We start from the raw sequence: 14,102 nt of genomic DNA, 5'->3' as shown, positions 1-14,102 counted from the left end.
GCCCCCAATAATCTATGGCTGCCCAATGGCTGCCCAATGGCTGCTTAGATAATGTCAATATCACCGATCGCCACCGAACCACTACTGAGGTTAGCAATGATCGTAGTACCACCGGAGTCAGTGCCATTGGAATCAAAGATCAATTGATCAGTGCCACTATCAAAGATAAATGCTGCATCAGTGCCATTGGGCGCACCAGTTGCCCCATCATAGTTAGCAATGACCGCAAACTCACTGGCAGAGAGTTCTTCGGTGCCCAGATTGCCGAATTCACCATTAACAAACTTGAATTCATCCTCGCCAGTAGTAAAATCGGTGATTGTGTCAGGCCCACTAGATAGGGTGAGGTAGCGGAAATCATCACCATCCGCGCCACCAGTGAGAGTATCATTCCCCTCACCACCAACCAGGCTATCAAGGCCATTACCGCCATTTAAGACATCAACGCCAGCTCCACCCTGGATCGAATCATCGCCATCGTTTCCATTCAGGGTATCAGTGCCAGCATCACCAGTAATATCATCACCGCCATTACCACCATTGATCGAATCATTCCCCTCATTGCCTTCCAGGGTGTCTTCGCTGTCACCGCCGGAAATAACATCATTGCCAGGATCGCCATCGATCGTATCCATGCCACCACCACCGATCACAGTATCAGCGCCAGCACCCGCTTCAATGCTGTCATTACCGGAGCCACCATCGATCGAGTCATCTCCAGCTAAGCCCTCGACTGTATCATTACCACCGCCACCATCGATCGTGTCATTTAGTTCGGTAGCATCATTACCAGGGGTGCCAGTCACTGTTTCCGAAGAAGATGTGCCAATAAACTCATCGGCATCGGTACCAGTAATATCATTACCAGCAACGCCAGTTTCATCATCCAGGATATTAAAGGTAGCACTACTAGGCGCACCGATCGTGGCTCCACCGGCGGGATTAATCAACCCCACCGTAATTGTTTCATTTCCTTCTACTAGCTCGTCATCAGTAATATCAAAGTTAATTACCTGGCTAGTTACACCATCAAGAAACTCAACCGTGATTGGATCGCTGTCATAGTCAACGCCTGAGCCAGTGGCGGTAACATCACTGAAGGTCAACACCACACTAGCCGTACCTTCGCTGCCACCAGTCCGATTGATCGTTATGGCTCCACTACCAGAACTTTCATTAGCACTAAATTCAGTGGTGCTAAAAGTAAATGTGCCAGGGCCAGAGCCATCAGACTCACTACCGATCGCGCTAAGATTAGTGGTAAAGTCATCGCTAGTCAAAGCAGCGCTATTAAAACCAGAGATGACAGCCAGGTTTTGTGCTCCCAGGGCAATTATGGTATCAGCACCAACCTGAGAAATGGTGAGATCGGCAAAGTTAAGATCATCACCTAAACCAATCAGGTCTTCTCCATCACGGAAATCGGTAATGACATCAGTGCCTTTACCATTTTGGATTACAAATAAATCTCTACCTTCGTTGCCAGTGAGGGAATCAACTCCAAAATCGCCATAAATTACGTCGTTGCCAATATTGCCAAAGACGCGATCGGCATCTTGACCGCCGCGCACCGTGTCATTGCCCTGACCGCCATAGACGAAGTCATCGCCCTGATTACCGTTTACTAAATCATCGCCCCGATTGCCATTGACGAGATCATTATCCATGCCGCCCAGCACTTGGTCGTTGTCCATGCCGCCGCGCACATCGTCATTTCCCGCGTTGCCATTGACGGTATCATTACCCTGATTACCGTTAGTTAAATCTTCTCCACCAAGACTGCGAATAAAATCATTGCCACCAAGCCCACGAATAAAATCGTTTTGCTGGGTGCCGTCCAAGAACTCGTTTGTGTCGTTACCTGTGATGTCTGCCATAGCTTAGTTCGGATAGGTTGCCAAATTTTGCCTGCACCATATCACTAGTTCCTGGATTCGTCAAAACATTGATTGTCAAATTCGATTAAGAAAGGTATAATTTCTAGGCCTGAAATCAAAATTTGTCTCTGCACACCCAATTTAAGAGTAATTTTGGCTATTCGCCGCTGTCTTGATGCCAAGATCACGAATCTTATTTGGTTGATATTTTTCTCTTTATTAAATCTTTATTAGATTATGTGATGTCATGATTGGGCTAGCCTGATTAGGTTGTCATAGCTCAAATCGATCGAGGCTTTTCGGCTGTACACTGGGAAGTTGGCAAACCAACCTCACCAGAATCAAGAACTATGGCGATCGCCAGCAAGCTAGTCAAGCACTTATTTAAACCCGCACCTCAACCAAACCTAAATCCCTATTGGTACTGGCTTCAAGGCATTGCGTTATCCCTTTCCTGGAGTAGTATTTTTGTCCCAGCCGCAGCGGGGGGATTGATGATTACGTTTTTATGGCGGCGGGGCTGGCGCGAGCTGGATACGGTGGTCAATCGCGGTTGGCTAGGATTTGCTGGCTGGATTGTAATTACGATCGCCTTTGCCCACGACAAGGGGTCGGCCTTATCTGGCTCAGTGTTGTTCTTGCCATTTTTATTGTTATTTGCGATCACTGCGGCGATTATCCGCACCGCTGCCCAGCTTAAACATTTCCTCTGGTTACTCACCCTCAGCACTATTCCCGTGGGGATCATGGGGATTTTGCAAGCAGTGATCAATCGCCCCGATTGGATTGTGCCCCGCTTGTTCAAAGGCTATTTTGTCACCTTTGGTCTGAGCAATGATGGCCGGGTTGACTCGATTTTTGGCTATTACAATGAAGCCGGAATTTACCTGGCAATGTTGCTGCCAATTATTGCTTACTTTGTGTTGGGAAAGCATAAGCCCACGTCGGCTGATGCCGTTAGCAGTGCTCCAGATCCTGACCTGGAAGTAACAAGCGATCGCCCCAAATGGTATGAAAATAAGCGGCTTTGGGCGATTTTTGCCTTGGTTATTTCACTGGCAACCATTTATTTAACTAAATCCCGTAATGCTTGGGGATTGGCGATCGTAGCTATTTTCAGTCTGGCCGCCTACTATCGCTACTGGTTAATTGTAGTTTTGCTGATGCTGGCCGCATTAGTAATTGGCTGGGCGGTGTTGGGGCCAATTTTTGGGTTTGGTGGTGAATGGTTGCGATCGCTGCTGCCATCAGCAATTATCGATCGCCTGGTTAGCACGATCGACCCAAATCAACAGGATTTTGGTTCCACTTCCGAACGGCTGAACGCCTGGCAATTTGCGCTTAAATTAATCGCCACCAGGCCGATCAGTGGTTGGGGCTTATTTAATTTTGTATTGGTTGCGCCCTTATTTAACTACGATCTGCTTGGCCTCAAGCATGAACATAATTTCTTCCTGAGCATTACCGTGGGGCTGGGTATTCCTGGCTTGCTGGCGTTACTGGGGATGTGGGGTTGGGTAAGCTGGTTGGGCTGGCGGGCGGCGAGCGATCGCCATGATAAATCGACCAAGGATGCGATCGTGATGGCGTTGATGGGTTTTTTGCTCTATCTTTTGTCGGGATTTTTGGACGTGATCTACAACGAACCCAGAATCAATATGCTGAGTTGGATGTTACTGGCGGCGGTCTATGGCGTGAGTCGATCGCTATCACAAACACCAGTCCTAGATCCAGCGCTTAATTATGCTGATGCTGACAGGGCTCCTCTGGCACCGGATCGTAGCCGCCAGGATGAAAGGGATGACAACGGGCAATCCGCTTGATCGCTAGCCAACTGCCGCGCCACACGCCAAACCGATCGATCGCGGTGATCGCATACTGCGAGCAGGTGGGATTAAATCGACAGTTTGGCCCCAGGATCGGTGAGAGCACTAGTCGATAGATTTTAATTAGCCAGATCAGGATCGCTTTCATGGCTCTATTTTATCTGGTTACAGAGTTTAGGCTCATAGAATTTTAGATTGTATATTCACAACCAGTTATCTCAGTCATTATCTTTGCTTTCTTTTTCCCATAGACATGGGTGAGCAGCTCAGGTAACCATTCGTTAATGGCTCTTTTATAACCATCCGCAACTAGGTACTCAAGCTCAGCTAGAAATTGATATACTTGCTGGTCTAAATTTGGTGTCCCTTTGCGAATCTCCGCCATAAACTCCAGCGAACCACCAATAATGCCAACATGATCGAGATCCATCATGATTCCCCAGGCACCATTTGATGATAGGAAGCTAACACATTTGTTATGCACATTTGCTCCCAACTGGTAATAAATACTTTTTTCTTTATTTCCTCCATATGTGTATCCATCAATAAATTCTGCTAAAGGCACATAGCATTTGCTACCTCCTACAAAATTTCCATCCCATGGTGCAAAAATATATATGCCTTGATCGCCAACCTTTGCAGCAGCGTTTACAAGAGTTTCAACAGAAATAAAATCTTCAAGATCATCATGGGCAGGATATACGATCGCCCTTGACTCAACCTCTGGTGTGAATGGAGATGAATATATATTATTGTTTTCTGCAGTAAATACCCTACGCCACGCAGGTAAAGCCTTTTCTTGTAACTCTTTCTCATCCAGAATATGCATAGTTTTTGACCTCCAAGAAACTAAGCCGGCACAATCAAAACCCACATCCCGATCGCCAATCACTTTATAGACTTAGCATATACTGAAAACAATTTAGCCATAAATTAAATCTGTTAAACTAATATACTAAAGCAAACTTTAAATCAAATATAATATCCAATATATTTGGATATGTATAAACCTTAATACATAATCAAATAATGAGATGGCATGTATTATTCCATGAAGAATTTGCTCTAGAGTTTGATGGTTTTCCGAAACGGGTTCAAGAGAAGATATTGGCTCGTGCAGAATCACTCAAAGCGATCGGCCCTAATCTTGGTAGACCTGATGTTGATACGCTTAAGGGATCTCGTTATGTCAATATGAAAGAGTTGCGCTTTAGTGTGAATAATGGAGTATGGCGGATAGCTTTTGCTTTTGACCCAAACCGACAAGCAGTCTTGCTCGTAGCTGGAGATAAGCTTGGCATTAAAGAGAAGCGTTTTTATAGCCAACTTATTTCCAAAGCTGATCAACGTTTCAATTCACATCTAAGCAAGTTAGAAGAAGCAGGAGGATAAGGAAATGACTGTAAGTCTTGAAGAGATTATGGCAAAACTTCCGCAAGAGCGTCAGGATAGGATCAAAGCGGAAGCAAAAGAGCTAATCGCTAAGCAAATGACCTTCCAAGAGCTAAGGAAAGCACGAAAGCTCTCTTTAGAAAAGGTGGCAAAACTTTTGGATCTTGATCGCGCTCAGGTTTTAAAACTGGAACAGCATACTGATCTTTTCCTGACCACTCTGCATAGTTGTGTTGAAGAACTGGGCGGCAAACTGCAGCTAACGGCAGAATTTCCCGATCGCCCTGCCGTTATACTCACCGACCTAGCTGACCTAGTTGAGCTGGAAGAAGAGGGATTAGAGGAAAGCCTACTAATCGACTCAAAAAACTAAGCAGGCACAATCAAAACCCACATGCCGATCGCCAGGAGCAACGTAACCAAATGCTGTGGTAGCAAATACCGCAAACCCTGTCGCCCGATCTTTTGGGTCAGTGCCCAACTCAGCACCACCGCCACAATCAAAGTTACGCCCTGCAAAAAGGCGATCACCGCTGGATGCGCCACCAGCACAGGCAAATTTAAACTAACATCACCCAACCCAAACGTGGCCAACGTGACTGGCAAAATTCGGCCAGATTCCTCTAGCCACATATTTAAATAATGCGCCAGGTTACCGCCCAACACCAGCGGCAAATAGCCATAGACCAATTGAATAAAGGGACGCGGTTTGAGGCAAGCAAATCGATCGGGGGTAGTTTCTTCGGGAGCAAGCTGCTGATTGAGGTGTTTGCGAATGCGGTAATCAAGCCACATATAGCCTTGTGCCAGAGCGAGGGGGATCAGTGGCAAGAGTAGAACGATCGCCGAAAGTTCAAAATGCAGGCCAAACTGCTCCAGGGGTGCATTAGCCGGATTCAGCCAATCCCATTGATTGATGTTGGTGAGGTTAGCTAAATAGGCAGAGTTTTGGACAAAGTGATAGAGTTTGGCGATCGCTTCCGGCAATCGATGCAAATAAATCCCTCCTAGCAACAGCAACAGCAACGCCACTTCATAGGCACGGGGGATATGGGTAGTCCAAAGTTCGATTCCTGGCGGGCGTAAATTCACCTGCACCGATCGATGGGGGCAAGCCTTCAGACAGGTCATGCACAATACACAATCCCGATTGTCCTGCATCTGCGCCGGATGGGAATAAAGCGGACAGCCGTTGGTTTCGATGCCCTCACCCTTGGCGGGGCCCCCCTTATAGCACTGATAGGTGGTGCAATCGGCTGAGCAAATACCCTGCTGCGCCCTTAGCTCCGTCATCGAGAGTTTGGCGAACAAACCATTCATGCCGCCGATCGGACAGAGATAACGACACCAGAATCGTCGCTCAAAAATTACCGAACAAACCACCGCGCCACCAGTGATCAAAAGCAGCAACCAGGCCGATAGATAAGCAGTATTGGGCAGATCCCACAGTTCTTCCCACAGATAAATCAACGTGAACAGACCAAACAAAAACCAACCGCCCCAGCGCTCTGCCGATTTGCGTGGCCATTGCTTCAACTGGCGCGGCACCAGCCACAGCGATAATTTTTGGGCTACTTCGCCATAGATCATAAATGGGCAAACTGCACACCAAAGCCGCCCCACAAATAAATAACCAATTAATACCAGTGGCCACCACCAGGCCCAGAACATATTCAAAGCCCAGTTAGCTTCGCGGTTCTGCGGGCCAATGAACAACACTGCCACCACGATCGCAAAAAACGCCAGCGTAAAGCCGTAATTTATGCGATCGGGCCACCAATCACTGCGCAGAAATTGGCGTAATTTGGGATAGGCATTGAGCAGATTAAACCTTAGCTCCTTGCCCTTCTTTTGTCCTGCCCAGAATAGTTCTTCGGTTAGTAATGATGAATCTCCAGCCTGAATGATCGCCCGTTCTACCAATAGGCGTAACTCACGCAAGTTGCTTGGGAAATCATAGGTTTGCAACCGCCGGATCGCCTCATTGCTGACCTGGAGTTTATTGATGCCTCGATCGCGGCTAATAATCGAAATATAATATTCCACATGCTGACGCAGATCTGCTTTACGCACCCGCAATGGTGGCACTTTGATTTGCCGATCGACCAGGCTTTCTAGCTCCATTTGCGATCGCTCGGAAATTAAAATAATCCGCACCTGGCTGGGGCAAACAAATTCATTGGGGGATGACAACTCTGGATTAAGATCCAGGGCTAGCTGCGTTGTCTGGGTTGAATTTGGTTTAGTTGGTTCGAGCGTTCCAGCCGGTTGATAGGTGCCCATATCCAGCAATCGGATTAGTTTGGGGACTAGTTCGATCGGCGTTTCATGGATATTATTCAGCACCAAAGTGCCTTCACCCAGCCACTGGATTAAACCAGGTTCACCACCAATCCGACCAAATAGCTTAGAACCACTGGCATCGAGCAACTTGCAATTAACCTGGATCATCGGCAAGCGCCGTTGGGCGGAACCAAAATGGATCAAGGCGGCAATGTTGTCTTTTTCTAGGCCTGGCTCCCCAAATACCAGCACCGAATCGCGGGTATCGCTGGCGGCCTGGATCTGACTGCGCAATCGGCTGGCATAACGACTGCGGCCAACTACACCCCGTTTGGCTTTGGTCACCAGATAGGGCTGCAGGGCAAGCTGGCGATCGCTTTGTTCGCTAGTAGATCCAGTAGCTCCGTTATTAAGCTCACTACGCTCGTTAGTATCATTAGTATCATTAACCGCACTATTAACGATTGAGTTATCCGATCGCCTGGCATTAGTTGCTTCTGGCTCGGTTCCTGGTGTGGGCATAATTAATCTCCTGTAATGGCCTTCTTCCCTAATCCTCAAAAATAAATCTAAAGCAGCCGTAATTAAATTGCCAAAGCTGGATTATGTAGCATGATCACATTTGCTCAATGGCATTTCTGATGGTCGCCAATTTTTGCCATTTGCCTTTAGCAAGTAATACTGCACCGATCAGAGTTAAGAAGAACATTTGCCAAAATTCAACTAAAGATCCAGTGCCTACTGTAGTTTGAATTGTGTCTCGAATCTCATCAAAATTGGCATGATATATAGTTACCACGGCCAAGCTAGAAGACGCAGACCAAAAATAGGAAAATACTACCGCATGCATCATTGCCGGTATAATGCTCACCGCCAGGATAATTGCAATTGAAAGTAAGATGTTTCCTTTGATGGTTGGTTTATGGATGCCAAGAAAAATCAAAAATGGTAAATGCCACGCCCACCAGATCAAAGCTTGAATTAATAGCGCTTTTCTAATCGAATGCTTTAGGAGTAAACGCGGTAACAGGTAACCTCTCCAGCCAAATTCTTCGCCAAAGGCAGGGATTAGTGTAATCAAGAATGACCCTAAGAATAAATTGAGCGTACCAAAAGCACTAAATTTTTCAGGCAATGCTTGAATGCCTAACATTAGGCTGATGATGGTGGGCACCACCCAAATAAAAACTGGTAACGCGCATGCAAGTATGTAATGTTTAGGTTTACCCCAGCTCCAGCCCGCATCTCTGAATGTATCCTGGAAGACATATTTACCCGCGATCAAGGTGCCAACTGTAACCATAATCATGGAAACCAAAAGCATCTGGGAAGCCCAGAGCTGCTCTGGAAAAAAGAATACAAAAGATTGAAATGGCCAGGAGATTGCAAAGACAATTAACAGATAAGTGAGCAATGAAAAATTTTTGCCTATTTGTGACTTTGGGTTTAAATTACCAGCTTTAGCATTCATGACTATTTAGTTGGGTAAGCTAAGATCAGGCAAATTTGAAGTGAGTGTTTAACGCGATCGCACCTCCTAATAAATAGCCTAGCTTGATGGCTAGTGAATAATGGGTCAAAGTAACGAAATGAAAAGATTGCTATTTGATTGAACTATCTCAGATCGATTTAAAAAGCTTGTGAATATTGATAATTAGGTCATAAGGGCGATCGATATGGTTGGCTAATCAGAGTAATCAGAGCCACAGGCGTTAGCCAAGATCACGTTAAATTAGGTTGTTGATTTAGAATAGCTCTAGCAGAAGCAATTAAATGCAAGTGGATGCAAGGATTTAGGTCATGGCAGCAAAGGTACTAGACGGGCGCTACAAACTTGTCAAAAAGCTCGGCTCTGGTGGATTTGGGCATACATACATTGCCCGTGATATGCGCCGCCCCGGCACGCCTCTTTGCGTGGTAAAGCACCTCAAGCCCGCCAGCAGTGATGCTGATTTTATTCGTGAAGCCAGACGATTATTCAGCACCGAGGCCGATACCCTGGAGCAGTTGGGGAATCATGACCAGATCCCGCAATTGTTGGCCTATTTTGAGGAAGACCAGAATTTTTTCCTGGTACAAGAATATATAGAAGGCAAATCACTCCATGATGAGCTAAAGCTAGTATCTAAGGAGCAATCGGAATCAGCAGTATCCGGCTCAAGTGCGGATGCAAGTGAAGGAGAAAATTCGGCTCCATCTGGCAATTCAAATAGTTCTGGCAATTCAGAACCCAAGAAAGCCAAGTCTTCCCATGCAAAGCTAGGGCGTAAGGTCACGGAAACCGAGGCGATCGCCATCCTCAAAGACATGATGGAGGTGCTGGAGTTTGTCCATGCAGAGGGGGTGATCCACCGGGATATTAAGCCGGAGAACCTGATCCGACGCAAAAGCGATCGCAAATTGGTGCTAATTGACTTTGGTGCGGTCAAGGCAATGCAGGAAGAAGGCACCGAGCTAGAAGTTGGCAGCAGTGGCGAGTCGAGATTCACCGTCACGATCGGCACGCCTGGTTATATGCCCAATGAGCAATGTGCGGGCAGGCCAGCTTTCGCCAGTGATATCTATGCGGCGGGGATGGTCGTCATCAAGGCGCTGACGGGCTTAGAACCCACCGACATCGAAGCTGACCCCGAATCCGGTGAATTACTCTGGCGCGATAAGGCCAAGATCACTAATGGATTGGCAATGGTGTTAACTCGAATGGTGCGCTATCAATATACCCAGCGCTATCAATCGGCCAAAGAGACGATCCAAGCGCTGAATGCCTTTGTGGTGGAGCAAGAGAAACAGCCACCGGCAGCGATCGTCAAGGCCAGTAAAATTAATAGTCGATCGACTAGTTCCGGTCAGCGCGCCACCACACGTCGCACCGTTGCCAAAAGTAATAGTCAATCGAATCAAGGCGGTTGGTTAATTGCCGTGAGTCTGATCGCGGTAATTGGTGCAGCGGCCATGAGTATTCCTATCTTGCTGAGTGCCGATCAAAAAGAGCCAGAATCAGCACCACGAACTGCTAGCCCAGTAGGATTGCCAAATCAACCAAAGACTAGCCCAGGCAATCCCAATGTAGCGCCGCCAGTAACCACCTCAACCAACACTAGCGATGCCAATGGTAATCCTGCGACCGATGCAGTAACTACACCAACCGTGGCCGTTGCACCTGGAGCCGCCAACGTGATTCAGGTTTTGCCAATCCAAGCTGGTGAACAAAGTACCAGTACGGGCTTGTTGAACCCTGGCCAAAATCTCAGCTTTACGTTGAATGCCAAGGAGGGCCAGGAGTTAAATGCGAGTCTGGCCGGAGAAGCAGTTTATATGACGATCGTCAGCCCCGACAATCAGGTGCTTAGTGTTGAGGCCAACAATACGGATAATTGGGCGGGTAAGCTACCTACTGAAGGCGAATATCAGCTCCAGTTAACCACTTCTGCCACCGAAGCAGCGCAGTTTACCCTGACTGTGGCTCTGGGCGAGGAGCCGCAACGCCGCAAGCGGACTATTAATGTGGAGATCAATAACTAGGTGGGAGATCAATAAAATAGGTAACGAGGAAACTTGACTCGATCGCCCTTAAAAAATATTTTTTACTGTTTTTTAGGGTTGTTAGTGCAAATGCGCGACAAGTTGTTACACTTGTATTGCAAAGTATTACTACTTATTTCTGTTTGTGACTAAAGCTAACAATCTACAATTAGAGCAAGTTTTGCTTTAATAAGTTAGCGAAAAGCAATTTTTCCGTGCCCCAAAATGCATTGCTATTGCATCGCTGGTGTGATGAAGTTATCACTCCCTTACACCGGGTCTTTGCATTTTGCAAGATTGAGCCCTAATCTAATAAAGTAGTAGTATTGAATACATAAATACAAGGTTTAAGGAAAAGTTTAGCATTATGAGCAGTAAGCCGGAGCGCGTTGTTTTAATCGGAGTAGCAGGGGATTCTGGTTGTGGTAAATCTACGTTTTTGCGTAGGTTAAATGATCTGTTTGGCAAAGAGTTTATGACAGTTATTTGTCTAGACGATTACCATAGCCTCGATCGCAAGCAACGTAAGCAAACAGGCATTACTGCCTTAGACCCACGTGCTAATAATTTCGACTTAATGTATGAGCAAATTGCCGCGCTCAAGAGTGGCGAGTCAATTATGAAGCCGATCTATAACCATGAAACTGGTGAGCTTGATCCGCCTGAGTTGATCGAGCCCAATCATGTTGTGGTGATCGAAGGCTTGCACCCTCTTTATGATGAAAGAGTCAGAGGCTTGCTAGACTTTAGTGTCTATCTTGATCTGTCTGAGCCAGTGAAGGCGGCCTGGAAAGTTAAGCGGGATATGGCAGAGCGTGGTCATACCCTCGAAGACGTAATGCAGGCGATCAATGCCCGCAAGCCGGACTTTACCGCCTACATCGATCCCCAAAAAGAACATGCCGATGCGGTCATTCAAATCTTGCCGACCAACCTGGTCAAAGAAGACCCAGAGCATAAGGTATTGCGAGTACGCTTGCTACAGCGAGAAGGCGTAGACAACTTTGAACATGCCTATTTATTTGATGAAGGCTCGACGATTAGCTGGACTCCTTGCGGCAAAAAACTCACCTGCTCTTATCCAGGTATGCGCTTCTTCTATGGCCCCGATGCCTACTACAAGCATCCAGTTTCGGTACTGGAAGTGGATGGCCAATTCGATCGCCTCGATGAAGTTATCTATATTGAAAATCACCTCAGCAACCTTTCTACCAAGCATTATGGTGAATTGACTGAATTGCTGCGCAAGCATCCTGATTACCCTGGTTCTAACAATGGTACTGGCCTGTTGCAGGTGATTGTTGGCCTGAAGATGCGGGCGAAGTATGAGCTACTGACTCAGACAAGTACCGAAGAATTAGCCGCTGTTGTTTCCTAGTTTGACTTTTAATTAGGTAGCAAATTGCAGATTTTAAATTTTATTTGAATTTTAAGGAAGGGGGCATTTAAACGACGCTCCCTTTTACTTATTTTTGTTTATTAAGTTAGTAGCCCAACCCCATTCGATCGCGCCAAAAGTTCTCCCAGAGCAGAGCGATCGTGGTGGCGATGCTAGGATTTAGGTGATTCAAGGTTGCCTGGTTTGTCGCTAACTGTTGAACTAAGATCAGCCAAGTTTAAATTAACCCAGAAAAGACATAAACTTTAATTAGCTAACCAGCTAGACTTATCCAGTCCTGTACTTTTATATATTTCTATGCAGAATGCAATGCCATCGCTGCAATACCCAATTTTTGGTGCTGAGATCCAATGTCCCCACTGTCGGCAGGTGATTCCCGCTTTGATCCTGACCGATACCTATCTGTGTCCAAGACATGGGGCGTTTGAGGCCAAGCCCGATACCCATGACCTGGTGCATTTGCAATCGGAACGGCATTGGCGGCTGTGGGAGGGGGAGTGGTATCGTCAGCACAGTCATCCAGATGGAATCCGGTTTGAGATCCATGAATGTTTAGATCGCTTATATACTCAGGGGTTCCGCGCCACCAAGGTGATCATTGCCGATCGCTACCAGGAATTGGTCAGCGCCTATTTGGAATCGAACCCGATCGATCGCACTACCCAACGCTTATACGGCTTGCCAGTGGAATTTAGCCCAACTGGGGAGCAGGAACCACGCTGGCAGGTAATTAATTTTGAATTGGAAAAAGAACCAGGCGCACCATCGAAGTATCCGCAATTTCGGCCTTTTTAGTTAATTTACCAACCAGAGAATTAGCCTATCCGTGCCAACTGATCAACTCAAGGTTTTATCAACTATTTTCATATAGATTATGAGTCAGTTATATGTAGGAGTGGTTCGTTGGGTAGTTCAGGATATTGGCTATTTAAATACTTTCTGGGCTTGGGCAAATCATCGTGGTGAAGCTATCCATAGAATGCTTGGCGCAGCAAAACGGCAAAAAATCCACAACCCGTTAGTCAATCGCTTAGATCCTTTTGACCCAGAAAATTTGCGTGCCGATGTTTTAACCGATGACTATGGCATTACTTTTTATAGTGAAAAAGCATATTCATTTGTGCCTGGGTATAGTTATAAATTCCCCTATGGAATAGTGCCTTCCTGCATAGAGGGTGATAACGAACCAGATGATATAGAACCAGGCTGGAATGTGAGTGTTAATGCAGATGGGTTATTAGATCTAACAGCAGTTGTTGAGGCTAAAGAGCTTTTAGAAATCTATGGACATTTAATTAGCTTATTGCCCAGCATCCGTGTTTTTTGGATCAGAATTGTTGAAGACTGGGAAAAGTACGGGCAAGAACAAATATTTGCTAATGAATCTCTGAATACGCCACAGCTTATTCTAGATTTTATTAAAGGCCATAGCATAGATATCCTGCAAAATGGCCATCTGGTGTTGACCTGCTTCTCTGATGTGGGGGCAACTAACCTTAATCTTAGCGATCATAAATATATAGAAGCCCTAAGTTACGATAAAGATGTCATTGCTAAGCTCTGCCTACATCTGAATGATTGTGGAATTGGGAAACTAGACGATTTGCTTACCATCAATGATCGAATTCATCACTGGCACTATCGACATCCGGCTGGGAAAGGACGTACCGATTTAATTAATATGCTGCAAAACGAAGGCTTTGTTGAGAGATTTCTCTAGGTTTGCGGCGATCGCATTTGGCAATTAAAGCTCGAAGTTTAACTCTTGTAACAATAAATCCGAATAGATCTTAAAATTTGGGT

12 protein-coding genes are annotated in these 14,102 nt (G+C 46.2%); 7 read left to right on the top strand and 5 right to left on the bottom strand.

Annotation, left to right across the window (positions count from 1 at the left end; all coding sequences use genetic code 11):
* Positions 1 to 44: 44 nt before the first annotated feature.
* Positions 45 to 1,877: a calcium-binding protein gene (locus PSE7367_RS00580; protein ID WP_015163410.1), complete on the bottom strand. Its 1,833-nt coding sequence runs from the start codon at positions 1,875 to 1,877 to the stop codon at positions 45 to 47.
* A 350-nt stretch (positions 1,878 to 2,227) separates the two neighbouring features.
* Between PSE7367_RS00580 and PSE7367_RS00575 the strand changes: the two genes are divergently transcribed.
* Positions 2,228 to 3,700, top strand: coding sequence for an O-antigen ligase family protein (locus PSE7367_RS00575; RefSeq protein WP_015163409.1), 1,473 nt, complete (start codon positions 2,228 to 2,230; stop codon positions 3,698 to 3,700).
* On the opposite strand, the gene yidD is transcribed toward PSE7367_RS00575, so the two are convergent.
* Both yidD and PSE7367_RS00565 read right to left on the bottom strand, forming a co-directional pair.
* Positions 3,615 to 3,851, bottom strand: a complete 237-nt coding sequence (yidD, locus tag PSE7367_RS20920; protein WP_015163408.1) for a membrane protein insertion efficiency factor YidD — start codon at positions 3,849 to 3,851, stop codon at positions 3,615 to 3,617. The genes PSE7367_RS00575 and yidD overlap by 86 nt on opposite strands.
* 42 nt (positions 3,852 to 3,893) lie before the next feature.
* Positions 3,894 to 4,532, bottom strand: a complete 639-nt coding sequence (locus PSE7367_RS00565) for a hypothetical protein (RefSeq protein ID WP_015163407.1) — start codon at positions 4,530 to 4,532, stop codon at positions 3,894 to 3,896.
* A 200-nt stretch (positions 4,533 to 4,732) separates the two neighbouring features.
* Here PSE7367_RS00565 and PSE7367_RS00560 point away from each other — a divergent pair, with 200 nt between their 5' ends.
* Entirely contained in the window at positions 4,733 to 5,095 is a 363-nt protein-coding gene (locus tag PSE7367_RS00560; RefSeq protein WP_015163406.1) for a type II toxin-antitoxin system RelE/ParE family toxin, read from the top strand.
* 4 nt (positions 5,096 to 5,099) lie between these two features.
* A complete protein-coding gene (locus PSE7367_RS00555; RefSeq protein ID WP_015163405.1) occupies positions 5,100 to 5,468 on the top strand; it encodes an XRE family transcriptional regulator in 369 nt (122 codons plus the stop codon).
* Here the strand turns inward: PSE7367_RS00555 and PSE7367_RS00550 are convergent.
* Together PSE7367_RS00550 and PSE7367_RS00545 are read right to left on the bottom strand one after the other, a co-directional pair.
* A complete protein-coding gene (locus tag PSE7367_RS00550) occupies positions 5,465 to 7,900 on the bottom strand; it encodes a sigma 54-interacting transcriptional regulator (RefSeq protein WP_015163404.1) in 2,436 nt (811 codons plus the stop codon). The genes PSE7367_RS00555 and PSE7367_RS00550 overlap by 4 nt on opposite strands.
* A 94-nt stretch (positions 7,901 to 7,994) precedes the next feature.
* On the bottom strand, positions 7,995 to 8,849 hold the full coding sequence (locus PSE7367_RS00545; RefSeq protein WP_015163403.1) for a CPBP family intramembrane glutamic endopeptidase: 855 nt from the start codon (positions 8,847 to 8,849) through the stop codon (positions 7,995 to 7,997).
* Positions 8,850 to 9,178: 329 nt separating this feature from the next.
* On the opposite strand from PSE7367_RS00545, the gene PSE7367_RS19870 reads away from it, so the two are divergent.
* From PSE7367_RS19870 to PSE7367_RS00525, 4 genes are all read left to right on the top strand, one after another.
* Positions 9,179 to 10,900, top strand: a complete 1,722-nt coding sequence (locus PSE7367_RS19870) for a protein kinase domain-containing protein (protein ID WP_015163402.1) — start codon at positions 9,179 to 9,181, stop codon at positions 10,898 to 10,900.
* A 367-nt stretch (positions 10,901 to 11,267) separates the two neighbouring features.
* Complete coding sequence (locus tag PSE7367_RS00535) at positions 11,268 to 12,278, top strand: phosphoribulokinase (RefSeq protein WP_015163401.1); 1,011 nt, start codon at positions 11,268 to 11,270, stop codon at positions 12,276 to 12,278.
* Between the two features lie 318 nt (positions 12,279 to 12,596).
* Entirely contained in the window at positions 12,597 to 13,094 is a 498-nt protein-coding gene (locus tag PSE7367_RS00530; RefSeq protein WP_041698256.1) for a TIGR02652 family protein, read from the top strand.
* Positions 13,095 to 13,173: 79 nt separating this feature from the next.
* Positions 13,174 to 14,019, top strand: a complete 846-nt coding sequence (locus tag PSE7367_RS00525; protein WP_015163399.1) for a hypothetical protein — start codon at positions 13,174 to 13,176, stop codon at positions 14,017 to 14,019.
* Positions 14,020 to 14,102: the final 83 nt, after the last annotated feature.

Origin of the sequence: Pseudanabaena sp. PCC 7367 (assembly GCF_000317065.1) — a bacterium.
GTDB classification, from domain to species: Bacteria; Cyanobacteriota; Cyanobacteriia; order Pseudanabaenales; family Pseudanabaenaceae; genus Thalassoporum; species Thalassoporum mexicanum.
This window is presented reverse-complemented; position numbering and strand designations above follow the sequence as displayed.